Raw genomic sequence first — 24,489 nt, 5'->3', positions numbered from 1 at the left:
GCCAGCCGGGTACGACAGCGGGCCGCGACGCGCGCGGCCGACGGGTCGGATGGTCTAATGCCGCCACCGGCCACCGCCGGGCGGTCCGCCCCCGGGCCGTGACGCCCGACGCTTGGAGAACGCGTGGACCTGTCCGTCACCAGCCACGAGCAGGGCGGTCGCACCGTCGTCGCCGTCGGCGGCGAGATCGACGTCTACACCGCTCCGCAGCTGCGGGAGCGGCTCAACGACCTCGTCGCGGACGGCCAGTACCACCTGGTCGTGGACATGCAGGGGGTCGAGTTCCTCGACTCCACCGGCCTCGGCGTCCTCGTCGGCGGCCTCAAGCGGGTCCGCGCCCACGACGGGTCGCTGCACCTGGTCTGCACGCAGGAGAAGATCCTCAAGGTCTTCCGGATCACGGGCCTGACGAAGGTCTTCCCGATCCACGAGACCGTCGAGGAGGCGGTCACGGCGTCCGCGGGCACCGAGGACTGACGGCGACGGCGGTCGGCCCCGACGCACCCCCGCGGCGCGCGACGACGCGGGGGTCGGCGGTGCCCTTCCTGCTCGCGGCCCTCGCGGCGGCCGGCCTGGCTGGTACCTACCTCGCCTTCGTCCGGACCGGCCCGGGCCAGGTCGTCGACGAGGTGGCCTTCGCCGGCAGCGCCCGAGGTCGGGACCTGCTCGACGACAGCGCGACGAGCGTCTTGTCCGTCGTGTCCGAGGGCACGCTGGTCCTCGGCGTCGTCGCGGTCGTCGTCCTCGCCGTGCTGCGCCGCCGGCTCGCCCTGGCCGTGGCCGCGGTCGTCCTCGTCGGCGGGGCCAACGCCAGCACCCAGCTGCTCAAGCACGTGCTGCTCGAGCGCCCCGACCTCGGCCTCGGCAGCGCCAACTCGTTGCCCAGCGGTCACACGACCGTCGCGGCGTCGCTCGCGGTCGCGCTGCTCCTGGTCGTCCCCGCCGCCGTCCGGGGGCCCGTCGCGATCCTCGGGGCGGCCTACACGGCCGCGACGGGCGTCTCGACCCTCGTCGCCGGCTGGCACCGGCCGAGCGACGTGGTCGCCGCCGTGCTCGTCACCGCGGTGTGGACCGGGCTCGTCGTCGCCGGCCTGCGCGCCCGCGGCGGCCCGCTCGCGGGCTCGGGCGCCCGGGCCTGGGCGGCGCTGCTCGTCGGTGCCGGGTCCGTCGTCGCCGCCGGCGGCGTCCTGGCCCTCGTCGCCGCCGGGCTGGCGATCGACGCCGCCGGGACGGTCGTCGTCTGGAGCGCGGCGCAGGACGCGAGCCGCCCGGTGCAGCTGCTCTCCTACGCCGGCGGGGTCCTCGCCTCGACCGGCGGGTCCGCCGTCCTGCTCGGGGCGGCGTTGTCGCTGCTGCGCCGCACCCCCTCCTGAGGTGACCGTGCCGAAGACCGCGCGCGCGGAGGTCGAGGTCCCGCTCGTCGACCCCGCCCATGCGGCCCACCTCGCCGAGGACCTCGGCGCCGTCGGCGGGGACGGCTACCGCGTCGAGGCCGTCGAGGCCCTGCTCGGCCCCGTCGCCGCCGCGGCCCTGCACCGCGAGCACGCGCTGCCCGCCCGTCGCGCCGTCGCCGCCGGTCTGGCCGGGCGGGACCCGCTGGCGGCGCTCGTGGGGGCTTTCGTCCTCGGCGAGGAGGTCCCGGCCGACGTCCTCGCCGCGGCGCTGCCCCGTTGCGGGCTCGAGGGCGCCGCCGCGCTCGGCCTGCTCACCCGCGCACCGGGCGACCGCGTGCGCCCCCTGCTGGAGCTGCGGCCCTACGCGGCCGTCGACGCCGCCGGCGAGGCGCACTGGTGGGTCGCCTCCGACCTCGGCGAGATGGCCCTCGGCGCGGGCGGGCGGCCAGGCCCGCTGCGCACCGACCACGTCCTCGGGATCGGCGGCGCCTCGACGACGCTGGCCGGCGCCACCGTCCGCACGCCGGTCGGCCGGGCCCTGGACCTGGGGACCGGCTGCGGCGTCCAGACGCTGCACCTGCGCCGGCACACCCGCTCCGTCGTCGCCACCGACGTGTCGGCGCGAGCGCTGCGCGTGGCCGCGCTGACCCTGGCGCTCGACGACGCCGCGGCCGGTCGCCAGGACGGCGGGCTCGCCCGCGCCGCCGTCGACCTCCGCCGAGGGTCCCTGCTGGAGCCCGTGGCGGGGGAGACCTTCGACCTCGTCGTCTCCAACCCGCCCTTCGTCATCACCCCGCGGGGCGCCGGCGTGCCGGCCTACGAGTACCGCGACGGCGGGCTGGTCGGCGACGCCCTCGTCCAGCAGCTCGTCGAGGGGGTCGGCGCCGCGCTCGCCCCCGGCGGCACCGCGCAGATGCTCGGCAACTGGGAGCACCGCGCCGGCGAGCCGTGGACCGAGCGCGTCGGCGCCTGGCTGGACGCGAGCGGCCTCGACGGCTGGGTGGTCCAGCGGGACCTGCTCGACCCGGCCGCCTACGCCCAGACCTGGGTGCGTGACGGCGGCCAGCCCGACGGCCCGGGGGCCGACGCCCTCGTCGCCGCCTGGCTCGACGACCTGGGGGCCCGCCGGGTCGAGGCTGTGGGGCTGGGTCTGGTGGTCCTGCGCCGTCCGCACGACGGCGCCCGCCCCCGCCTGCGCCGGCTGGAGGAGCTGCCCGGCCCGGTCACCGGGCCCCTCGGTGGGCACGTCGCCGACGTGCTGGCGGCCGAGGAGGCGCTCGCCGGCCTCGACGACGCCGCCCTCGCCGGCCAGCGGTTGCGCGTGGCCGCCGACGTCACGGAGGAGCGCCACGCCCGGCCCGGCGCGGAGCACCCCGAGGTCGTCCTCCTGCGCCAGGGCGGCGGCTTCGGGCGCGTCGTCCGCGTGGGGACGGCGACGGCCGGCGTCGTCGGCGCCTGCGACGGCGAGCTGGCCCTCGGCGTCCTGGTCGGTGCCGTCGCGGCCCTGCTCGAGCAGCCCGCCGACGACGTCGCCCACGAGGTGCTCCCGGTCGTGCGGCACCTGGTCGCGGACGGCCTGCTCCTGCTGGTGGACGGGTGAGCACCGGCGGTCCCGGCCCGCGGGAGCGCGACGAGCGGGGGCGGGCCCAGAACGCCCGCCCGCGCGACCACCTGGGCCGTCCGCTGCCTCGGGGTGCTGCCGGCGTCCCCCGGGTGCCGGAGGACCTCGACCTGCCGGCGCCCCAGCTGCTCACGGAGGCGCAGCGCCTGCTGGACGCGGGCATGCCCTTCCACGCCCACGAGGTGCTCGAGGCCGGGTGGAAGGCGGCGCCGGAGGTCGACCGCGACCTCTGGCAGGGGCTCGCCCAGCTCGCCGTCGGGCTCACCCACCACCTGCGCGGCAACGACCGCGGGGCCGCGGTCCTGCTGCGGCGTGGTCGCGGCCGGATCGCGCCCTGGTCCGGTCCCGCGGTGGCGGCCGGCGACGCCGGTCTGCCCGACGTCGACGGGCTGCTCGGCTGGTCCGCGGAGCTGCTGAAGGTGCTCGACGCCCGCGTCGCCGCGGCCGTGGGCACCGCCCCGGTGCCGCCCCGCTCGCCCCGGCTGCGCCGACCGACCGCCGGCCCGCCCGGTGGGCCGGCAGACCGGCTGAGGCTGGAGCGCCGCGCGATGACGCCGGACGAGGCTGCCGGCGTCGTCGCCTGGCGCTACCCCCCTCCGCACGACCGCCACGAGGTGCCGCAGGCCGCCGCTGCCGACCTCGTGCGGCGCTCGCCCGGCGGTGACGAGGGCTACGAGCCGGTGCTGGACGGCGAGGCCGTGGTCGCGTTCGTGTGCCTCGGCCCGGAGGCCACCGTGCCCGGCCAGCCGCACCGCGCCGCAGGGGCGACGGCGGAGGACGGGGTGCTGGACGTCGGGCTCGGGGTCCGCCCGGACCTGCTGGGCCGCGGGGTCGGGTCGGCCGCCCTGCACGCGCTCCTCCTCGCCCTGGCCGCGAGCCCCTCGGCCCCACGCACCGTGCGGGCGGTGGCCCGCGAGGAGGACCCGCGCGCCCTCGCCCTCCTGGCCCGGGCGGGACTGAGGGCGCACCAGCGGTTCGGCGCCACGCCGGCTGGCGCCGCGGGCCCGCAGGTGCTCGTCGAGATGCGCGCCCGCCTCGCCGACCTGGTGCCCTGAGCCGTCGGCGTCCCGGGGCCTCGGCGACGCCGCCCGGCCGAAGCCGTGCACGAGCACGGCTCTTCGCCGCGTACGGTCATCCCTCGGGCGGCAGCGGCTCCACCCGCGACCAGCAGGGGCGGGGCGACGCGCCGAGGAGACCGCCGAGGAGGACGAGGCACCGTGGCAAGCACCACCGCGACCAGCAGCGGCACGCGCCGGCTCGTCATCGTCGAGTCGCCCGCGAAGGCCCGCAAGATCGCCGGGTACCTCGGCGCCGGGTACGAGGTCGAGGCCAGCGTCGGCCACATCCGCGACCTGCCGCAGCCGAGCGAGCTCCCCGCGGAGATGAAGAAGGGCCCCTTCGGGCGCTTCGCCGTCGACGTCGACAACGGCTTCGAGCCGTACTACGTCGTCGACGCCGACAAGAAGAAGAAGGTCACCGAGCTCAAGCGCCTCCTCAAGGACGCCGACGAGCTCTTCCTCGCGACGGACGGCGACCGCGAGGGCGAGGCCATCGCCTGGCACCTGCTGCAGACCCTCAAGCCGTCGGTCCCCGTGCGCCGCATGGTCTTCAACGAGATCACCCGCGAGGCGATCCAGCGGGCGCTGGCGGCCACCCGGGACATCGACACCGACCTCGTCGACGCCCAGGAGAGCCGCCGCATCCTCGACCGGCTCTACGGCTACGAGGTCTCGCCCGTCCTATGGCGCAAGGTCCGCGCGGGCCTGTCCGCCGGGCGCGTGCAGTCGGTGGCCACCCGCCTGGTCGTCGAGCGCGAGCGCGAGCGCATGGCCTTCCGGGCCGCGCAGTACTGGGACCTCACCGCGCAGGTCTCCGCCGCCGAGGAGCGCGGGCAGGCCGGCGCGCAGTCCTTCCGGGCCCGGGCCACCCGCCTCGACGGACGCCGCATCGCCACGGGCCGGGACTTCGACGACAGCGGTCGTCTCACGGGTGACGCCGTCGTGCTCGACGCCGCGGTCGCCGGCGCTGTCGCGACCGCCCTGGAGGAGGCGGGTGCCGACCTCGGCGCCGTCGTCACCTCGGTGGAGACCAAGCCGTACACGCGCCGCCCGGCCGCGCCGTTCACGACCTCGACGCTGCAGCAGGAGGCCTCGCGCAAGCTGCGCTCCAACGCGCGCGCCACGATGCGCACGGCGCAGTCGCTGTACGAGAACGGCTACATCACGTACATGCGCACCGACTCGGTCGCGCTGTCCTCCGAGGCCGTGGGTGCGGCGCGGCGGCAGGCCGCCGAGCTCTACGGCGCCGACCACGTGCCGGACGCCCCGCGCGTCTACGCCTCCAAGGCCAAGAACGCCCAGGAGGCGCACGAGGCCATCCGCCCCGCCGGGGACAGCTTCCGCACCCCGGCGCAGGTCTCGCGCGAGCTGCGCGGCGACGAGTTCCGGCTCTACGAGCTCATCTGGAAGCGCACCGTCGCCTCCCAGATGGCCGACGCGCGCGGCTCGACGGCGTCCGTCCGCCTCGGCGCGGCCGTGCCCGCCACCGCTGCCACCACGGAGGCGGGCGTGGCCGGCCAGCAGGTCGAGCTGTCGGCGTCGGGGACCGTCATCACCTTCCGCGGCTTCCTCGCCGCCTACGAGGAGAGCCGCGACGAGGACCGCCACGGCGGCGGGGACGACGACGAGCGCCGCCTGCCCGAGCTGGCGCGGGGCCAGGCCGTCGACCTCGCCGACCTGGTCGCGGACGACCACACGACCTCCCCGCCGCCGCGCTACACCGAGGCGAGCCTCGTCAAGGCCCTCGAGCAGCTGGGGATCGGTCGGCCGTCGACGTACGCCGCGACCATCTCGGTCATCGCCGACCGCGGCTACGTCTCGCACCGCGGCTCGGCCCTCGTGCCCTCGTGGCTGGCCTTCGCCGTCACGAGGCTGCTGGAGGAGCACTTCGGCCAGCTCGTCGACTACCGCTTCACCGCCTCCATGGAGGAGGAGCTCGACCGCATCGCCGCCGGCGCGCAGGAGCGCCGCGCGTGGCTCGCGCGCTTCTACTTCGGGCCCGACGGCCCGCGCGGCGGCGGGGACGACGACGGCCAGGGCGCCGAGGCCGGCGCGGACGGCTCCGGCCCCAGCCCCGCCGGTGCCGCGGGCGAGGCCCTGCCCGAGGGCCTGAAGCCGCTCGTCGACGACCTCGGCGACATCGACGCCCGCGACATCAACTCGGTGCCGATCGGCGAGGGCATCACCCTGCGGGTGGGCCGCTACGGGCCCTACCTGGAGGCGACCGGCGAGGACGGCGAGCCGCAGCGCGCGTCCGTGCCCGACGACGTCGCCCCCGACGAGCTGACCGTCGAGCGGGCCCGCGAGCTGCTCGCGACCCAGGCCGAGGGCGACCGCGTGCTCGGGGTCAACCCGGCGACGGGGCGCTCCGTCGTCGCCCGCTCGGGGCGCTTCGGGCCGTACGTCACCGAGGTCCTCGAGGAGGAGCCGGCGACCGCGCCGGCCGAGGGCGCGACCAAGGGCCGCAAGAAGGCGCCCGCCAAGGTCAAGCCGCCGACGGCGTCGCTGTTCAAGAGCATGCAGGTCGAGACGGTGGACCTGGAGCAGGCGCTGCGCCTGCTCTCGCTGCCGCGCGTCGTCGGCGTCGACCCGGCCGACGAGCAGGAGATCACCGCCCAGAACGGCCGCTACGGGCCGTACCTGAAGAAGGGCACCGACTCCCGCTCGCTGGAGACCGAGGAGCAGCTCTTCGACGTCACGCTCGAGCAGGCTCTCGCGCTGTACGCCCAGCCCAAGCGGGGGCGGGGCCGGACGGCGACGCCGCCGCTGCGCGAGCTCGGCGACGACCCCGTCTCGGGCAAGCCGGTCGTCGTCAAGGACGGCCGCTTCGGCCCGTACGTGACCGACGGGGAGACCAACGCGACGCTGCGCAAGGACGACGCGCCCGAGTCGATCACCCCCGAGCGCGCGGCCGAGCTGCTGCAGGAGAAGCGGGACCGCGGCCCGGCCAAGAAGCCGGCCCGCAAGCCCGCCGCCAAGAAGCCTGCCGCGAAGAAGCCTGCGGCCAAGAAGCCCGCCGCGAAGAAGTAGGCCCGCCGGGCCGTGACGGGCGAGGACGTCAAGCCCGGCAGAGGCAGCCGACGCACGGAGGGCCGCACCCCGCTCGCGGGGTGCGGCCCTTCTCGTGCTCAGCGCACCGGGCGCGGCCCGGAGAAGCGCAGAGGGTGCTGGGACGTCAGCTGCCCATGATCTGGTCCATGACGTCGGGGTTGGCCTCGAAGAAGGCGTCGACGGCCTCCTCGTACTGGCCCTCGCCGTACTCGTTGACGACCATGTCCTCCAGCTCGCCGTACTGGGCGTCGGTGAGCGAGAAGTTACCCATCCACTCGGCGACCTCGGGCATGTCGTCGCTGAAGCCGCTCCGGGCGAGCTCGTGCAGGCCCTCGGGATCGCCCATGGCGCCCTCGGGGTCCGCCAGGTCGCGGACCGGGAACTCCGAGCTGGCCCAGAAGGGCCGCCACAGCGTGACGACGATGTCCTCCTCGGAGTTCACCGCTGACTGCAGCTCGGCGAGCATCGCCGCGGTCGAGGAGGTGACGAGCTCGTAGTCACCCTCGAGCTCGTACGTCGGCATGGCGTCCTCGCCCACCACGCGCGTGAGGCCGGCCCCGGGCTCGATCCCGACGATCCGGCCGTCGAAGCGGTCGGCCTGGCCCTGCAGGTCGGCGATGGACTCGACGCCCTCGACGTAGTCCGGGACGGCCATGGTGAGGACGGCGCCGTCGTACCAGGTGCCGAGGTCCTCGATCTGGCCGCCGTACTCGTCCATGTAGTCCTCGTGCGTGACCTCGGGCCACGCGGACGGGTACACGTCGAAGTCGCCGCCGGCCAGGCCTGCGTAGAGCAGAGCCGCGTCGTTGATCTCCTGGAAGTCGACCTCGTAGCCCTGCTCCTCGAGCACGTGCTGCCAGACGTAGGCGGTGCTGAGGCCGTCCGTCCAGGAGGGCAGGAAGCCGAGGGTGACGGTGCCACCGCCGCCAGCGGCGGTGTCGGTGCCGGCGCCGGTGTCGCCACCGGCGGTGGTGTCGTCGCTGCCGCAGGCCGTGAGGGCGAGGCCGGCGACGGCGAAGCCGGCGGCCAGACGGGCGGCGCGGGTGATGTGCTTCTGCACGGTGATGTCCTCTCGTGGTGCGTGCGGTGCGCCCTCGTGGTGCAGGGAGGACCCACCGGTGGTCGGTCGTGCACCCGCCGCGGCCAAGCGGCAGGAGTCTGTGGTGGTCAGCGGGTCGCCAAGCCCCGGCGGGACCGGTGATGCCCAGCCTCGACCTGCGCCTCCTGGCTCAAGCCGTCCTCGCCCTGGTCGCCGGCCGCGCCGCTCGTGCTGCCGCGGCCGAGGAGGGAGCGGGCACGGGCGAGCCGCCTGCGGGGGACGTCCGTCGCGAAGGCAGCCGTGAGGCGGTCGAGGTAGATCGCGAGGATGACGACGGCGAGACCGGCCTCGAACCCCAGGCCCAGGTTGAGTCGCGTGATGCCCTCGACGACCACGCTGCCCAGCCCGGGAGCGCCGATGAAGCCGGCGATGACGGCCATCGAGAGCGCCAGCATGATGACCTGGTTGATCCCCGCCATGATCGTCGGCAGGGCCAGCGGCAGCTGGATGCCTCGCAGGATCTGCCGCTGCGAGCCGCCGAAGGCCGTCCCGGCTTCGACGACTTCCGCGTCGACCTGGCGGATGCCGAGCTCGGTGAGCCGGACCGCCGGGGGCAGCGAGAAGATCACCGTGACGACGAAGCCCGGGACAGCGCCGAGGCTGAAGAAGGTCACCGCAGGGATCAGGTAGGCGAAGGCCGGCATCGTCTGCATGAAGTCGAGCACCGGCTTGACAGCCGAGCTGGTGCGCTCGCTCCGAGCGGCCGCGATACCGATCGGGATGCCGATGGCGCAGGCAGCCGCGGTGGCGATGACGATGAGCGAGAGGAGCTCGATCGTCGGCCCCCACAGGTCCATGCTCGCGACGAGCAGCAGCGCCAGGAAGGAGAGGACACCGAAGCGGACCGAGCGGACGAGGGTGGCGAGGAGCGCGAGCACCACCACGGCGAGGAGAGGCGGGACGAGGAGGAAGACGTCGGTGAGGCCGACGATGACCGCGCTGACCCCCGCGGCGAAGCCGTCGAGGACCGGCTCGAAGGTCACGGCGACCCAGTCCGCCGCGGCGTCGATCGTGTCCCCGACGGGCGGTCGCGGCAGCGGGACGATGACGTTCTCAGCCACGGAGGGCCTCCTTCTCTGGCGTCGTGGTGGTCTCCTCGGCGTCGCTGCCCGAAGGGCCCAGCGCCGCGAGCAGCGCGCCGGCGGTGACGACGCCCACGACCCGCTCGTCGTCGACGACGAGCACCGAGCCCGCCTGCGACGCGGGCCGCAGCAGCTCGGCGACCGGCGTCGACGCCGTCGTGCGGGGCAGCCGGCCGAGGTCGCCGTCGAGGTGCCCCGGCGGGCTCATGACGTCGCCGGCGGTGAAGACGCGACCGCGGTCGACGTCGGCGAGGAAGCGCGAGACGTAGTCGTCGGCGGGCGAGCGCAGGATCTCCTGCGGGGTGCCGCTCTGGACGACGCGGCCGTCGCGCATGACGGCGACCGTGGAGCCGATGCGCATGGCCTCGTTGAGGTCGTGGGTGATGAAGACGATGGTCTGGCCCATCGAGGCCTGCAGCTCCAGCAGCTGGCTCTGCATCTCCCGGCGGATCAGCGGGTCCAGGGCGCTGAACGCCTCGTCCATGAGCATGACGTCGGTGCCCGAGGCGAGCGCCCGGGCCAGGCCGACGCGCTGCTGCATCCCGCCGGAGAGCTCGGACGGGCGGACGTCGCCGCGGTCGCCGAGGCCCACCATCTCCAGCGCCTCGCCCGCCTTGCGCCGCCTCTCCGCCCGGTCCACCCCGCGGATCTCCAGGGCGTAGGCGGCGTTGTCGAGGACGGTGCGGTGCGGCAGGAGGGCGAAGTGCTGGAACACCATGCTGAGACGCTGCTGGCGCAGGGCCCGCAGCCTCTCCGGCGAGAGGCCGGTCAGCTCGGTGTCGCCGATGTGCACGGTGCCCGCCGTGGGCTCGAGCAGCCCGTTGAGCATCCGGATGAGCGTGGACTTGCCAGATCCCGAGAGACCCATGACGACGGAGATCTCGCCGGGCCGGACCTCCAGGTCGACGTCGACGACGGCGGCGGTGTGGCCGGTGGAGCGCAGGTCGGCCACGGAGGCGCCCTGCTGCAGCTGGCGCACGGCCTCCTGGGGCCGGGGGCCGAAGACCTTGTGCAGGCCGCGGGCAGAGACTGCGCTCACGTCGTCCTCTCGTCAGCCCGTCGGGTGGGCCAGGTGTCAGGTGGTCGCGTGCCTCAGCGGGCACGCCCACGTCGCCGACGGCTCGTGCGTCGGCAGGTCTGGTCGTCCAGGACGTGCACCACCGGGTGCCGGCGGCAGCCCCCGGGCGTCGACGGACGGCGGCGCCGGCCGCAGGCAGGGCTCGAGCCGTCGATGGTCGGGACGGCCGTCACCCGCGGTCTGCCTCGACGTTAGGCCGAGAGGTGGGGGGCACGAGCGACGAAAGCGGGCTGAGGGCCAGATCAGAGACCCGATCGTGACCCGTAGGGCCCGGCGTCACCCGCCTGGGCCTGCGGCCCTCACGGACGGGTGACCCCACGGACCCTGCGTGACCTCTCCTAGGGTCGGTCCATGACGCGGTGGGGCTTCGTCGCCACGGGCAGCATCGCGGCCACGGTCGCCGGCGACCTCGCCCTCGTCCCGGGAGCGCAGGCGCTCGCCGTCGCCTCCAGGGACGCCGTGCGGGCCACGGCCTTCGCCCGGCAGCACGGCTTCGAGCGCTCCTACGGGTCCTACGCCGATCTGCTCGCCGACCCTGACGTCGACGTCGTGTACGTCGCGACGCCGCACGCCCAGCACCGGGCCGTGGCCCGGGCGGCCCTGCGCGCCGGCAAGCACGTCCTCGTCGAGAAGGCCTTCACGACGACGCTCGAGGGCACCCACGAGCTGGTCGACCTCGCGCGCGAGCGGGGCCTCTTCGCCATGGAGGCGATGTGGACCCGTTTCCTGCCGCTGTGGCGGCACCTGCTCGACGCGCTGGCGTCGGGTGCCGTCGGCGAGGTACGTCACGTGCACGCCGACCTCGGCGTCCCCGTCCCGGTCGACCCCACCAACCGCTTCCACGACCCCGCCCAGGGCGGCGGCTCGCTGCTCGACATGGGCGTCTACCCGACGACCGTCGCCGCCATGGTGCTCGGCCCGCCGTCCGAGGTTCTCGCCCGGGGGCCGCTCACGCCCACCGGCGTGGACGCCGAGACGACGCTGCTGCTGACGCACCCGGGCGGCGCGACGGCGACGACGTACAGCACCCTCGTCGCCTCTCCGCCGCGGGGTGCCGTCATCACGGGCACCCTCGGCCGGGTCGAGGTGGAGGCGCCGCTGCACGTGCCGGGGGCCTACGTCGTCCACCGCGCGGACGCCGCGCCGGAGCGCGTGGTGGTCGAGCACCGCGGGCGCGGGTACGTCCACATGCTCGAGCACGTCCAGCAGCGCCTCGCCGCCGGGGCGACCGAGAGCGACCTGTGGCCGCTGGCGAGCACCCTCTCGGTCATGACGACGCTGGAGCACGCCCTGCAGCAGCTCGGCGTCGTGCGCGAGGACGACCTGCCCCTGCCTTGAGCGTCCCCCGCGTGGGGGTGCGTGCGCCAGGCGTCCCCACCGAGGTCCTTCGTCGACTCAGGTCGCAGGCTCGACGAGCTCCGGGCGGCCGAAGAGGTGCCCCTGCCCGAGGGCGACCCCCAGGCGGAGCAGGTGCTGGCGCTCGGCCTCGGTCTCCACCCCCTCGGCGAGCACGAGGGCGCCGGTGCTGCGGGCGAGGCCCACCACGGCCGCCGCCATGGCGGCGCCGGCTGTCGAGCGCTCGATGCCCCGCACGACCTCGGCGTCCAGCTTGACGACGTCGGGCTCGAGGTGGACGACGTGCCGCAGGCCGTTGAAGCCCGCGCCGGCGTCGTCGACGGCGAGCAGCAGACCCCGCTCCCGCAGCGGCCTCAGCACCGACAGCATGGAGGAGTAGTCCTCGACCCGCTCGTGCTCGCTGACCTCCACGACGAGGTGGTCCAACGACCCTTCGCCGAGCAGGCGGGTGAAGGCGGGGGAGAGCAGGGTCGTCGGCAGCACGTTGACGGCGTACCGCCCGCTCCGGGTGGAGGCGTGGGCCAGCGACGCCTCGAGGCAGAGCAGGTCGAGCCACTCGGTGGCCCCCACCTGGGCGGCGCGGGCGAACCACCAGCTCGGCGAGGTGCGCGGCTCCGGGAAGCGGCTGAGCGCCTCGACCCCGCACGCCGAGCCGTCGCGCAGGTCGACGACCACCTGCAGCGCGGTGCCCGGCCCGCCGCTGGCCTTGAGGGCGTCGAGCCTGCTGAGCGCCGCGCGCCGGGCGTCCTCGCGGCGGTCCTCCTCCTCGACGAGCTCGACGATGACGCCGCCGACGCTGCGCAGCACCTCGGCGTCACGCTGCTGGAGGCGGTGGTCGGCGTGGGTCGAGCTCGCGCAGAGCGTCCCGTACACGGAGCCGTCCGACCGGTAGAGCGGCACGCCGACGTAGGCGCCGACCCCGAAGGCGTCGGTGACCGCCATGGCGTGCGTCGTCGGGTGCGCTCCCGTGTCGGGCACCACGGACTCGATCCGCCCGTCCACCAGCGCCCCGCAGCAGGAGCCGTCCAACGACCACCGCTCGCCGACGCGCAAGGGCGTCGACCCGCGCGCGACGAAGTTGCGGAAGGTCGCGTCCGCGCCCGTCCCGAAGCGGGTCACGTACGCGGCGTCCATGTCGAGCTGCTCCCTGACGAGCTGGAGCAGCGCGTCGACGGAGGACAGGTGCACCCTCGCGGTCTGCGGCAGCCGGTGCGCGGCGGTGGCCGGGTCTGCCACAGGCACCCGGCGCGGGGACACGCTGCGGGTGCTCTTGTCCCGGTACATGGCGGCGTCGGCGGCTCGCCAGGCGGCGTAGAGGTCGTGCGTCCCCGTCCGCGCGCCGACGCCGACGGAGGCCTCGACACCTGCGGCGGCGAGGAGGTCGCGCACCTGCCGGGCGACCTCGGCGGCCTCTGCGGGCGAGGTCTCCACGAGCAGTAGGCCGAACTCGTCTCCCCCGAGCCGGGCCAGCAGGTCGCTGCCGCGGACCCGCTCGCGCAGGAGGTCGGCCGTGCGCCGGAGCAGGGCGTCCCCGGCGGCGTGGCCGCTGGCGTCGTTGACGTCCTTCAGGGCGTCCAGGTCGAGCACCACGACGCTCGCCATGGTGGCGTAGCGCCCCGCCCGGGCCTCTTCCGCGGTCAGCGCGGCGTCCCACGCGCGGCGGTTCGGCACGCCGGTGAGGGCGTCGGTGGCGGCGGCGGACTCGGCGCGCTCACGGCGTCGGACCTCCCGGGCCAGGCCGAGCTCGAGGTCCAGCAGCGTCGCGAGGACGTCGGCCTGCACGCGGACGGACGGCAGGGCCTGGTGCAGCTCGCTGCCGCGGGGCTCGGTCCCCGCGGCGCACAGCACCCCCAGGAGGGTCTCGTCGGCGCCCCGCAGCGGCACGCTGAGGTAGGAGCGGACGTCCATCCCCGTGACGGCCCGCATGTCGGCCAGGGCGGGCACGTCGTCGACGACCGGGGTGACCACCGGGGCCGAGCCGTCGAGGACGCGGGCGCAGAAGGTGTCCTCCCAGCGGCGGACGAGCCCCGGGTGCTGGCCGAAGGCGTCGTCGCTCGCCGTCGCGAGCACCACGTACTCCTCGCCCCGGCGGCGCGCGACCAGCCACGAGTCCATGCCGAAGCGCGCGCGCAGGTCGGCGAGGACGGCCCCGGCCGCCGAGGCGAAGTCCCGGACCCGCTCGTCGGCCGGCACGACCGTCACCTCGCCCGTCCGGTCACCCGTCGCCAGGTCACCCGTCGCCAGGTCACCCGTCGCGAGGTCCCCCGTCGCCAGGTCACCGCCGGGCGTGGCGCTCGGCCCCCCGACGCCCCCCAGGTGTCTCACATCGCCCCCCGGCACACGTCCACCGTCACTGCCGACGCCCCGGCCGTGACCTTCACAAGCGTCCTACCCCCACGACACGGACGACGGCGGTGCCGTCGGCGTCGCTGGCGGCCAGGTCCACCTCCGCGGAGAAGCCCCAGTCGCCGTCGCCCGCCGGGTCCGCGAAGACCTGCCGGACGTGCCAGACCTCCGCATCCTTGCGCCACAGCAGCCGCTGTGGGCCCCGCGCGTCGGCACCGGTGCCGATCTCGTCGTGCTCGGCGTAGTAGGCGTCCAGCTGCTCGGCCCAGGCCACGGCGTCCCAGCCGCTGGCGGCGTCGAGCTCGCCGAGGTCGTGGGTGCGCCGCAGCGCCGCCAGCTCCACGCGGCGGAACAGCGCGTTGCGCACCATCCGGGTGAAGGCCCGCTCGTTGCCGGTGACCGGGCGGGTGGGCGAGGCCGGCGCCCGCACCTCCGCCACGGCCTCCTCCAGGCGGGCCGGGTCGGTCAGGTGCTCCCACTCGTCGAGCAGGCTGGAGTCGACCTGGCGCACCAGCTCGCCGAGCCACTCGACGAGGTCGAGGACCTCCTCGGTGCGGGCCTCGCCCGGCACGCCCGAGCGCAGCGAGCGGTAGGCGTCGGTGAGGTAGCGCAGCACGGCGCCCTCGGCCCGCACGAGCCCGTAGTAGGAGACGTACTCGCGGAAGGACATGCCCCGCTCGAAGAGGTCGCGGACCACCGACTTGGGCGACAGGACGGCACGCGAGGCCCACGGGTGCCCGGAGGCGTAGGCGGCGAAGGCGACCTCCAGCAGCTCCTCCAGCGGCTTGGGCCACGTGACGTCGTCGAGGAGCTCCATCCGCTCCTCGTACTCGATCCCCTCGGCCTTCATCTGCGCCACGGCCTCGCCCCGGGCCTTGTGCTGCTGGGCGGCCAGGACCGCCCGGGGGTCGTCCAGCGTCGCCTCGACGACGGACAGGACGTCGAGGGCGTAGGTGGGCGACGCGGCGTCCAGCAGCTCGACCGCCGCGAGCGCGAACGTCGACAGCGGGTGGTCGAGGGCGAAGCCGCGCGGCAGGTCGACGGTGAGCCGGTAGCGGCGCCCGTCCGGCTCGGGCTCCTCCAGGCGCTCGACGACGCCCGCGGCGACCAGCGCCTTGGTGATGCCGACGACCTCGAGCACGTGCCGGCGTTGGCGGGCCCGCGGCTCGTGGTTGGCGGTGAGCAGGTGCCGCATGGCCGCCGCGGGGTCGCCCGGGCGGGCGAGGACGTTCAGCACCATCGACGTCGAGACGGCGAAGTGCGGGCGCAGCGGCTCGGGGTCGGCGGCGACGAGCTTGTCGAAGGAGGCCCTCGTCCAGGCGACGAAGCCCTCGGGCGGCTGCTTGCGGGTGACCTTGCGCCGCTTCTTGGGGTCGTCGCCGGCCTTGGCCAGCGCCTTGAGGTTCTCCACCTCGTGCTCGGGGGCCTGGACGACGACGGTCCCGGCCGTGTCGTAGCCCGCGCGCCCGGCCCGCCCGGCGACCTGGTGGAACTCCCGGGCGCTTAGCAGCCGGGTGCGGGTGCCGTCGTACTTGCTCAGCGCGGAGAGCAGGACGGTGCGGATGGGCACGTTGATGCCGACGCCGAGGGTGTCGGTGCCGCAGATGACCTTGAGCAGCCCGGCCTGGGCCAGCTGCTCCACGAGGCGGCGGTACTTCGGCAGCATCCCGGCGTGGTGGACGCCGATGCCGTGGCGCACGAGGCGCGAGAGCGTCTGCCCGAAGCCGGTGGTGAAGCGGAAGCCGCCGAGGAAGGCCGCGATCTCGTCTCGCTCGGCCCGCGAGGCCACCTGGGCGCTCGTCAGCGCCTGCGCGCGCTCCAGCGCTGAGGCCTGGGTGAAGTGCACGACGTAGACGGGCGCCTGCCGGGTCTCCAGCAGCTCGGCGATGGTCTCGTGCACCGGCGTCGTCGCGTAGTAGTGGTGCAGCGGCACGGGGCGCTCGGCGGAGGCGACGAGGGCGACGTCGCGGCCGGTGCGCCGGGCGAGGTCCTCGCGGATGGCGGTGGTGTCCCCCAGCGTGGCGGACATGAGAAGCATCTGCGCCCGCGGGAGCTCCAGCAGCGGCACCTGCCAGGCCCACCCGCGGTCGGGGTCGCCGTAGTAGTGGAACTCGTCCATGACGACGAGGCCGATGTCGGCGTCCGCACCCTCGCGCAGCGCGAGGTTCGCGAGGACCTCGGCGGTGCAGCAGATGATCGGCGCGCCGGCGTTGACGCTGGCGTCGCCCGTGAGCATGCCGACACGGTCGGCGCCGAAGACGGCGCACAGCGCGAAGAACTTCTCCGAGACCAGCGCCTTGATGGGGGCGGTGTAGAAGGACCGGCGGCCCTCGGCGAGCGCGAATGCCTGGGCCCCGGTGGCCACGAGGGACTTGCCCGAGCCGGTCGGGGTGGCGAGGACGACGTGCGAGCCCGTGACGAGCTCCAGCAGCGCCTCCTCCTGGTGCGGGTAGAGCGTGAGCCCCTGCTCGGCGGTCCAGCCGGCGAAGGCTGCCAGCAGCGCGTCGGGGTCGGTGCCGGAGCCGGCCGCCGCAGCGGCCTCTCGCAGCGGCTCCAGGGCGGTGACGAGGGAGGGGGCCGGGCGCGGGGCGGTCCGCGACGGGGCGGGCTCTGCGGACGTCTGGCCCGTGCCCGTCGCCGTCGTGGTGCTGCTCACCCGATCGACTATCGCAGGAGGAGCCGACACCCGGGCACGTGGGTCACGGTCCGGTCACGGCAGGCCGAGGGCGGCGCGCCCGCAGCGGCACCACTCCGTGAGGTCGTCGAGCGCCGACGAGGGGTAGCGGCCACGGTCCAGGCCAGGTCGCGGACGAAGGCGCTGGCGCTGGCCTCGGTGTGGTGGCCGAGCCGGGCGGCGTCGCACAGCGCCCCGAGCGTCCCGATCTTGGCCAGGCGGTGCCGAGAGGCGACGCCGGGGGCGACCGCCCACTTCTCGACGGCCTCGTACCAGCCGACGTCGTCGCGTGCGTCGACGGAGAAGCCTGGCAGCGTGCGGACGTCGAGACCGGCGGAGTCGAGCACCTCCCGACGTACCACGCTCGTCGTCCGGTGGTCCTGCGTCCGGTGCTGCGCCAGGTCGACGAGGAGGTCCAACCGGTCCGCCCGTGCCGCGTGCACCAGCGGGCTCGCGTCCCACACCCACGGGCGCCGGTCGAGACTCACCAGACCTCGGGCAGGTCGACGTCGGGCAGCTCGGCCTCCACCGACGTGCCGTGCAGGAGGCGCACCGCGCCGTCGGCGTAGGCCCGCAGGACCGCCGTGGTGTACGAGCGTCCCGTCTGGTGCACGGGGAGGTCCGGGGCGACAGGGGCTCCGACGGCGGCCATGAGGTCCCCGAGCGTCGGCGTCGCGCCGCCTCAGGCGCCACCTCGGCCTCGAGCAGCCTCCGGGCGCGCACGACGGCGTCGCGCTCCTCGTCGCCCAGCAGCTGGATGCCCGCAGCCCTCGCTCCGGAGGGCCGCGAGGCATCGCGCGAAGCCCAGGAGTCTCATGGAGCCCAGCCGTCACGCTCTCGTCCGGGCCGGTCGGCGCCTGCCCTGCGCGGCGCCAGCGCGGCGCCCCCTCGGTGTCGGAGCCCGTCGATACGCTCGCCGCGTGAGCGCCGCACGCCCTGCCCAGCCCGTGCCCCGCGGGGGTGCGCGGCCGGCTGCGCCGCGCCGAGGGCGTGCCGGGTCGCCCGGCGCCCCCGAGGTCCCGGCCGAGCGGCTGGCCCTGCACCGACCGGCCGGCGTGCTGCCCGCCGGAGGGGCGGCTGGGGCCCTCGACGTCCTCTGGGTGGCCTCGGGGGCCACGGCCGCCGTCGTCGTGGCCGACTCGCCCGGCACGGGGGCCCTCGCTCTCGCCCTGGTGCTGGCGGTGCGCTTGCTGACCGTCCCGCTGCTGCCGGCAGCAGCGGCAGGCCCTCGGGAGCGTCTGGCGACCCGCTGGGGCCACGCGGCACGGGCCGTCTCGGGCCTGCTGCTCGCCGCACTCGTCGCGCTCCCGGCCCCGGCGCTCGCCGCCTGGGCCCCGCCTGCCGTCGTCGTCCTCGTGCTGCTCGCCGAGCTCGCGCGCCCGCCCGTGCCGGGCGGCACGCCAGGAGGACCACGGCGCCTGCTGGCCCTCGCCCTGCCTGCGCTGTCGGTCGCCCTCGTGCTCGGGGCCGTCGGCCGCGCGGTCGACGCCGTCGCCGGTGTCCTCGCGGCTCCGGCGCCGGCCCTGCTCGCCGTCGCGCTCGCCGTCGCCGCCCTCGCCGTGCGCACCAGGCCGAGGGGGACGCGCGAGACGCCGGTCGCGCGTCCCAGCCGTGATCGGCTGTCGCCTCGGGCGTTGCGGGCAGTGGTCGCGACGGCCCGCGGGGCGGCGCGGTGCGCCGCGCTCACACCGGTCGTGGCGGCGGCCGCCCTCGCGCCGCTGCACGCGCAGGGCCTCTCGGCCGGGGGGGCCGGCGCCGCGCTGCTGCTGCTCGCTCTCGCCGGCGGGGGACTTGCCGGAGCCGCCGGCGTCCTCCGCTGGCCGGCCGCCTCCGCCGCCCCCGGCAGCGTCCTCGTCCTCGGCGCCGGCGCCGCAGGTTCGCTCGTGCTGCTCGCAGGCGTGGTGGGTGATCTCGTCCTCGTCGCGCTGCTGCTCGCCCTGGCGGCCGCCGCCGCAGCGTGCGCGGTCCTCGCCACCGGGTCGGTCGACACCCGGCCCGCCCCCGACGTCCGGGCGGCGGAGGCGGCCGTCCTCGCCCTCGTCGCCGTCCTCGCGCCGGTGCTCGCGGGCGTCGTGGGGACGGTGGCCTTCCCCGTCGGCTCCGCCGGCACGGTCGTCGTCGGAGGGGCCGGCGTGGTCCTGCTCCTCGTCGGCCTGGCCGCCGTCCTCACCTCGCTGCTCGTCGTGCGCCCTCTCTCCGACCGGCTGGCAGGCCCGCTGCTTCCCTTCCTGCTGCGTGGTCCGGACGACGGCGAGCTGGTCGGTGGCCGGCCGACCGCCGCGCGTGGCGCTGCGGCACCTCCTCTGGCCGGCGACGCCGTCGACGCGCACGGGCTGCCCGGGGTCCTCGTCGCGCTCGAGGGCGGGGAGCGTTCGGGCAAGTCGACCCAGGCCGCCCGCCTCGGCCAGGCCCTCCAGCAGGAGGGCGTCGACGTGGTGCTCACGCGGGAGCCGGGAGCCACGCCGCTCGGCGCCGAGCTGCGCCGGCTCGTCCTCGCCGAGGGCGGGGCGGCCGTCACCCCGCGGGCCGAGGCGCTGCTGTACGCCGCCGACCGCGCCTCGCACGTCGCCGAGGTCGTGCGCCCCGCGCTCGAACGCGGCGCCGTCGTGATCACTGACCGGTACGTCGACTCCTCGCTCGCCTACCAGGGCGCCGGGCGGTCGCTGCCGCGCGAGGAGGTCCTCGCCCTGTCGGCATGGGCGACCGAGGGACTCGTGCCCGACCTCGTCGTGGTCCTCGACGTCGACCCGTCGACGTCGTGGCAGCGCCGCCGAGGGGCTGGGGCCGACGACCGGCTCGACGCCGAGCCCGACGACTTCCACGCCCGCGTCCGGCAGGTCTTCCTCGACCTCGCCCGCGCAGGCGGTGATCGCTACCTCGTGCTCGACGCCGCGGCGCCCGCCGTCGAGGTCACCGCGGCCGTGGTGCAGGCCCTCTCGCCCCACCTGCCGGCGCCTGCGGACGACCGCGGCGAGACGGAGCGGGACGACGACAGCCCGACCGGTCCGGTGCCGGTGGTGACGACCGAGCGGCAAGCCGGCGGGCCTGGTGACGGCGAGGCGCCGACGAGCCCGCAGACGGCTGTCGAGGCGGGTGGGGGGACGCCCGGGCCGCAGCAGCCCGAGGGGGAGGTCGAGGGCCGGGAGGCCGAGGAGCGGGATGCCGAGCGGGCGGCGCGGGAGGAGGCCGCGGAGCAGTCGGCGGCCCGAGCCCGCGAGCGTGAGGCCGCAGAGGAGCGCGGGCGGGCCGAGCAGGCTGAGCGAGAGCGCGTCGAGGCCAAGCGTGAGCAGGCCGAGCGTGAGCAGGCTGAGCGTGAGAGGGCTGAGCTCGAGCGGGCCGAGGAGGTGCGCGCTCGCGCCGAGCACCGTCGGGCCGAGGAGAGGGCGGCGACGTCGGTGCGCTCCGCCGAGACCGCGGTCGCGACGGCGAGGACCTTGGGTGACGCCCGGGTCGCCGTGGCACCGGCTCCGGAGGTCGGCGCGGCCGTCGCGGCGTCGCCTCCTCCGCCTGTCCGGCTGCCCGCCGAGCGGCTCGAGCAGCTCCCCGAGGTCGTCCGCCGGTCCGCCGAGGACGTCGCGGAGGCGCAGAGCGCCGCACGCAGCGAGGCGCTCGCCCAGCTGGAGCGCAGCCGCCTGGAGGAGCAGCGCGTCCGACGCCACGCCGCCGCGCAGGCGCGCGAGGCCGAGCGCCGCGAGCGGGAGCGCGCCGCCCGCGAGGAGGCCGAGGAGCAGGAGCGCCGCCGCGCGCAGGAGATGGTCCGCCGCGAGCAGCAGGAGGAGCGGGCCGAGGCCGAGCGCCGGGCCGGCGCTCGCCGTCGGGCGCAGACCGAGCGCGTCGACGTCGGCCGGCTGCGCCCGCTCGGGGACGACCCCGCCGACGACGCGCTCGCGGAGGAGATCTTCGCCCGCAGCGCTCCGGTCGGGGCCGGCGCTCGCGCTGCCGACGACCTGGCCGTCGACGAGCGGACGGCTCACGAGGAGACCGTCGACGGGCCGACCCCCCACGAGGAGACCGTCGACGAGCAGGTCGACGAGGAGACCGTCGACGAGGAGACCGTCGACGAGGAGGCGCCGGCGTCCGGGCGGCCGCCGCGCACCGCCGAGCTGCCCGTGGCGACCGAGGACGGCGAGGACCGGCCCGCCCTCCACGAGCTGCAGGCGGCCGACCGGCGGCGGCAGGCCCAGCAGCGAGCCCGGCGCCGCGCGGCGGCCTCCCGGCGCAGGGCCGAGGGCGAGTCCGCCTCCTCTCCTGTCCTCGGCGGCCGCGGGCCCGACCGTGCCTCCCCCTCCAGCGGTGCCCTCGCCGACCAGCTGTTCGGGATGCAGGAGCGCGACGGCGAGGAGCGGCCGGAGGTCGAGGGGCCCGCGGCGCGCGGCTCGTCACGGCACCGGCGGTGAGCGTCTGGGAGGAGGTCGTCGGCCAGCCCGAGGCCGTGGAGGTGCTGCGTCGCGCGGCCACGCCGGGGGCCGGGGCGCACGCCCACGCCTGGCTGTTCACCGGCCCGCCCGGGTCGGGCCGGTCGGTCGCCGCCCGCGCCTTCGCGGCGGCTCTCCTGTGCGAGGACGGCACCGGCTGCGGGCGCTGCCACGCCTGCCGGACGGCCGTCGCGGGCACGCACGCCGACCTGCGGGTCGTCGCCACCGAGACCCTGACGCTCGGCATCGACGTCGTCCGCGAGCTCGTGCAGTCCGCGCAGCGGCGCCCCTCGACCGGCCGGTGGCGGATCGTGCTCGTCGAGGACGCCGACCGGATGCTCGAGCGCACCACCAACGTCCTGCTCAAGGCCATCGAGGAACCGCCCGAGCGCACCGTCTGGCTGCTCTGCGCGCCGAGCCCGGAGGACGTGCTGTCGACGATCCGCTCGCGCTCGCGTGCCGTGCGGCTGCGCGTCCCGCCCGTGGCCGACGTCGCCGACCTCCTCGTCCGCCGCGACGGCGTCGACCCGGCGATGGCGGCCTTCGCGGCCCGCGCCGCGCAGAGCCACGTCGGGCTCGCCCGGCGCCTGGCGCTCGACGAGGGGGCGCGCACGCGGCGTCGGGAGGTGGTCCGGACGCCGTGGGAGCTCGGCGGCGTCGCCGACGCGGTGGCCCGAGCCGGCGACCTCGTCGAGGTGGCGACCGAGGAGGCCACCTCGGCCAGCGCCGAGCGGGACGCCCGGGAGCGCTCCGAGCTCCTGCGGACGCTCGGGGTCGAGCCCGGCCGCAGCGCCCCGCCCGCGCTGCGCTCGCAGGTCCGCCAGCTGGAGGAGGAGCAGAAACGACGGGCGACCCGGCTGCGCCGCGACGTCCTCGACCGTGCCCTGCTCGACCTGCTGTCGGTCTACCGCGACGTCCTGGTCCTCCAGCTCGGTGCCGGCGTCGACCTTGTCAACGCCGCCATGGCGGCCGATCTGCAGGCGCTCGCGGGGCGCGACGGGCCAGGTGCGACGCTTGCCCGCATGGACGACATCGGGGTGGCGCGAGAGCGGCTGCAGAACAACGTCAACCCGCTGCTGACGCTGGAGGCGCTCTGCGTGCGGCTGCTGCCCGAGGCGGCGGACGCGGCGTGAGCCTGGCGCCGCCCCCCTACGCCGCCCGACCGACCCGGCTGGCGGCCGGTGCGGGCCTGCGCCCGCGGCTGCTGCCGGTCGCGCTGGGGGTGGCCCTGCTCGCCGGCTGCGCGGGCCCGCCCGAGCCCGAGGGCGGGCCGGCGGAGGACCTGCCCGCGCCCGGCCCTGTCACGCAGACCGCCGGCGAGCCGGCGCAGGACCCGGCGCTGGCGCGCTTCTACGACCAGGAGCTCGCCTGGGTGCCGTGCGGTGAGGTGCTGGAGTGCACGACGGTGACCGTCCCGGTCGCCTGGGCCGCCCCCGACGGCGAGGTGCTGGAGCTGGCGGTTTCGCGGGTCCCGGCGGGCGAGGAGGACGACCGGCTCGGGGCGCTCGTCGTGAACCCGGGTGGCCCGGGCGCCTCGGCCGTGGACTGGGTGGGCACCGACGCCAGCCGGGTCGCGAGCGAGGACGTCCGCGAGCGCTACGACGTCGTCGGGGTCGACCCTCGCGGGGTCGGCCGCTCCGCCCCGGTGGACTGCCTGGACGACGCGGCGCTGGACGCCTACCTGGCCGAGGACGTCGACACCACGACCCCCGAGGGCGAGCAGCGGGCGCGAGAGCGCGCCGAGGAGCTCGGCCAGGGGTGTCTCGAGGACGCCGGGGACCTGCTCGGCGAGATCGGGACGCCCTCGGTGGCGCGCGACCTCGACGTCGTCCGCGCGGCCCTCGGCGAGGAACGGCTGCACTACCTCGGCGCCTCCTACGGCACCCTGCTGGGCGCCGAGTACGCGCGGCTCTTCCCCCAGCGGGTCGGGCGTCTCGTCCTGGACGGCGGCCTCGACCCGGCCAGCTCGGCCGTCGACGTCGCCGTCGGGCAGGCCCGGGGCCTGGAGGGGGCGTTGCGGGCCTTCGTCACGGCGTGCCTCGCGGGCGAGCTGGACGACTGCCCGCTGCAGGACGCCGCAGACGTCGACGAGGCGCTCGGTCAGGTCGCCGACCTCCTCGCGGCCACCGAGGAAGACCCGCTGCCGACGACCGACCCCGAGCGGCCGCTGACCCGCCCGCTCGCGGCGACCGGCGTCATCGCCCCGCTGTACGACGACAGCGCCTGGCCCGACCTGGCGGCCGCGCTCGCCGACGCGCAGGACGGGGACGGGACGACGCTGCTCGCCTTCGCCGACCTCTACGCCGGCCGGGCGCCCGACGGCCGCTACCTCAGCAACCTTCTCGAGGTCTTCACGGCCGTCAACTGCCTCGACTACCCGGCTCCGCCGGACGACCCGGGCGCGCAGGAGGCGCTGCGGGCCCAGCTCGCGGAGGCGGCACCGACCTTCGCGGGGCTGCTCGGGGCGGGTGACCCCACGTGCTCGGTGTGGCCGGTGCCGGCGACGCGGACGCCCTCACCGGTGACGGCAGCAGGGGCTCCGCCCGTCCTGGTCGTCGGCACGACGGGTGATCCGGCTACCCCGTACGAGTGGTCTCGGGCGCTGGCCGAGCAGCTCAGCAGCGGACGTCTGCTCACCTTCGAGGGAGAGGGCCACACGGCCTACCGGCGTGCTTCTGCCTGCGTCGACGGGGCGGTCGACGACTACCTCGTGGACGGACGCCTCCCCGCCGCAGGGGCGGTGTGTCGCAGCTGACATCGGACCTCGGGCGTGACGCGGGCCGAACTTGAGGGTTTGATGGAGCCAGATCTGCTATGTCGCCCGACCGGGTGGCTGTCTCCCAGAGGAGTCAAGATGAGCGCTCACATCACCGACCACGCCACCATGACCATGAAGAGCAACCGCCCCGTCCGCCGCGTCCTCGCCGCCCTCGCCGGTGCGGTCGTCCTGTCCGTCTCGCTCCTCGGCACTGCCGGTGTCGCCTCCGCCGCACCCAAGAGCGCCGGCGTCGAGAAGGGCTTCCGCTGGGAGGGCGCCGGGACCGACCGGACGGGCTTCCGCTGGGAGAGCGCCGGCGTGGACCGGGGCTTCCGCTGGGAGGGTGCCGGGACCGACCGGAAGGGCTTCCGCTGGGAGAGGGCCGGCGTGGCCAAGAAGGGCTTCCGCTGGGAGGCTGCCGGGACCGACCGCAAGGGCTTCCGCTGGGAGTGAGTGGTCAGCGCGTCGTGACGTCGCTCCCTCGAAACGCTGGCCAAGAGGCTCCTCACCTGGTCCCATGAGGGCCAAGGTCTGCTGAGGTCGAGGAGGAGGGGTAG

General features: G+C 76.1%; 16 protein-coding genes and 1 pseudogene. 10 read left to right on the top strand and 7 right to left on the bottom strand.

Features of this window, described 5'->3' with window-relative positions:
* Nucleotides 1-123 precede the first annotated feature (123 nt).
* The 5 genes and pseudogenes from WDV86_RS06420 (at nt 124) to topA (ending at nt 7,103) form a co-directional block, all read left to right on the top strand.
* Entirely contained in the window at nt 124-477 is a 354-nt protein-coding gene (locus WDV86_RS06420) for an STAS domain-containing protein (protein ID WP_339566766.1), read from the top strand.
* A gap of 59 nt (nt 478-536) precedes the next feature.
* Nucleotides 537-1,373, top strand: coding sequence for a phosphatase PAP2 family protein (locus tag WDV86_RS06415; RefSeq protein WP_339566765.1), 837 nt, complete (start codon nt 537-539; stop codon nt 1,371-1,373).
* 7 nt (nt 1,374-1,380) lie between these two features.
* Nucleotides 1,381-2,994 (top strand): DUF7059 domain-containing protein, encoded by a 1,614-nt coding sequence (locus WDV86_RS06410; RefSeq protein ID WP_339566764.1) that lies wholly within the window; start codon nt 1,381-1,383, stop codon nt 2,992-2,994.
* A pseudogene (locus WDV86_RS16245) lies at nt 2,991-3,509 on the top strand (DUF309 domain-containing protein); the annotation flags it as partial. The gene WDV86_RS06410 and the pseudogene WDV86_RS16245, both read left to right, overlap by 4 nt.
* Before the next feature lie 723 nt (nt 3,510-4,232).
* A complete protein-coding gene (gene topA / locus WDV86_RS06400) occupies nt 4,233-7,103 on the top strand; it encodes a type I DNA topoisomerase (RefSeq protein WP_339566762.1) in 2,871 nt (956 codons plus the stop codon).
* 145 nt (nt 7,104-7,248) lie between these two features.
* Here the strand turns inward: topA and WDV86_RS06395 are convergent, their stop codons facing one another.
* The 3 genes from WDV86_RS06395 to WDV86_RS06385 form a co-directional block, all read right to left on the bottom strand.
* Nucleotides 7,249-8,184, bottom strand: coding sequence for a glycine betaine ABC transporter substrate-binding protein (locus WDV86_RS06395; RefSeq protein ID WP_339566761.1), 936 nt, complete (start codon nt 8,182-8,184; stop codon nt 7,249-7,251).
* Nucleotides 8,185-8,291: 107 nt separating this feature from the next.
* Nucleotides 8,292-9,284: an ABC transporter permease gene (locus tag WDV86_RS06390; protein ID WP_339566760.1), complete on the bottom strand. Its 993-nt coding sequence runs from the start codon at nt 9,282-9,284 to the stop codon at nt 8,292-8,294.
* Nucleotides 9,277-10,344, bottom strand: a complete 1,068-nt coding sequence (locus WDV86_RS06385) for a quaternary amine ABC transporter ATP-binding protein (RefSeq protein WP_339566759.1) — start codon at nt 10,342-10,344, stop codon at nt 9,277-9,279. Before WDV86_RS06385 ends, WDV86_RS06390 begins: the two co-directional genes overlap by 8 nt.
* 390 nt (nt 10,345-10,734) lie before the next feature.
* Between WDV86_RS06385 and WDV86_RS06380 the strand changes: the two genes are divergently transcribed.
* Nucleotides 10,735-11,721 (top strand): Gfo/Idh/MocA family protein, encoded by a 987-nt coding sequence (locus WDV86_RS06380; protein ID WP_339566758.1) that lies wholly within the window; start codon nt 10,735-10,737, stop codon nt 11,719-11,721.
* A gap of 57 nt (nt 11,722-11,778) precedes the next feature.
* On the opposite strand, the gene WDV86_RS06375 is transcribed toward WDV86_RS06380, so the two are convergent.
* The 4 genes from WDV86_RS06375 to WDV86_RS06360 form a co-directional block, all read right to left on the bottom strand.
* Nucleotides 11,779-14,064: an EAL domain-containing protein gene (locus WDV86_RS06375; protein ID WP_339566757.1), complete on the bottom strand. Its 2,286-nt coding sequence runs from the start codon at nt 14,062-14,064 to the stop codon at nt 11,779-11,781.
* 52 nt (nt 14,065-14,116) lie between these two features.
* Complete coding sequence (locus WDV86_RS06370; RefSeq protein ID WP_445262968.1) at nt 14,117-16,642, bottom strand: DEAD/DEAH box helicase; 2,526 nt, start codon at nt 16,640-16,642, stop codon at nt 14,117-14,119.
* A gap of 107 nt (nt 16,643-16,749) precedes the next feature.
* Nucleotides 16,750-17,247, bottom strand: a complete 498-nt coding sequence (locus tag WDV86_RS06365) for a hypothetical protein (protein WP_339566755.1) — start codon at nt 17,245-17,247, stop codon at nt 16,750-16,752.
* The gene (locus WDV86_RS06360; protein ID WP_339566754.1) at nt 17,244-17,372 is read right to left on the bottom strand and encodes a hypothetical protein; all 129 of its coding nucleotides are present in this window, start codon (nt 17,370-17,372) and stop codon (nt 17,244-17,246) included. The genes WDV86_RS06365 and WDV86_RS06360 overlap by 4 nt, the downstream gene beginning before the upstream one ends.
* A 307-nt stretch (nt 17,373-17,679) precedes the next feature.
* On the opposite strand from WDV86_RS06360, the gene tmk reads away from it, so the two are divergent.
* The 4 genes from tmk (at nt 17,680) to WDV86_RS06340 (ending at nt 24,385) form a co-directional block, all read left to right on the top strand.
* Nucleotides 17,680-21,156, top strand: coding sequence for a dTMP kinase (tmk, locus tag WDV86_RS06355; RefSeq protein WP_339566753.1), 3,477 nt, complete (start codon nt 17,680-17,682; stop codon nt 21,154-21,156).
* A complete protein-coding gene (locus WDV86_RS06350; RefSeq protein WP_339566752.1) occupies nt 21,153-22,307 on the top strand; it encodes a DNA polymerase III subunit delta' in 1,155 nt (384 codons plus the stop codon). The genes tmk and WDV86_RS06350 overlap by 4 nt, the downstream gene beginning before the upstream one ends.
* On the top strand, nt 22,304-23,929 hold the full coding sequence (locus tag WDV86_RS06345) for an alpha/beta hydrolase (protein WP_339566751.1): 1,626 nt from the start codon (nt 22,304-22,306) through the stop codon (nt 23,927-23,929). The genes WDV86_RS06350 and WDV86_RS06345 overlap by 4 nt, the downstream gene beginning before the upstream one ends.
* 99 nt (nt 23,930-24,028) lie before the next feature.
* Nucleotides 24,029-24,385, top strand: coding sequence for a hypothetical protein (locus WDV86_RS06340; protein ID WP_339566750.1), 357 nt, complete (start codon nt 24,029-24,031; stop codon nt 24,383-24,385).
* Nucleotides 24,386-24,489: the final 104 nt, after the last annotated feature.

Origin of the sequence: Pseudokineococcus sp. 1T1Z-3, assembly GCF_037482365.1 — a bacterium.
Taxonomy (GTDB): domain Bacteria; phylum Actinomycetota; class Actinomycetes; order Actinomycetales; family Quadrisphaeraceae; genus Pseudokineococcus.
This window is presented reverse-complemented; position numbering and strand designations above follow the sequence as displayed.

Excerpts from the sequence above, each read along its gene's own strand:
- WDV86_RS06340 (WP_339566750.1), top strand. The coding sequence starts at position 24,029 with ATGAGCGCTCACATCACCGACCACGCCACCATGACCATGAAGAGCAAC.
- WDV86_RS06380 (WP_339566758.1), top strand. The coding sequence starts at position 10,735 with ATGACGCGGTGGGGCTTCGTCGCCACGGGCAGCATCGCGGCCACGGTC.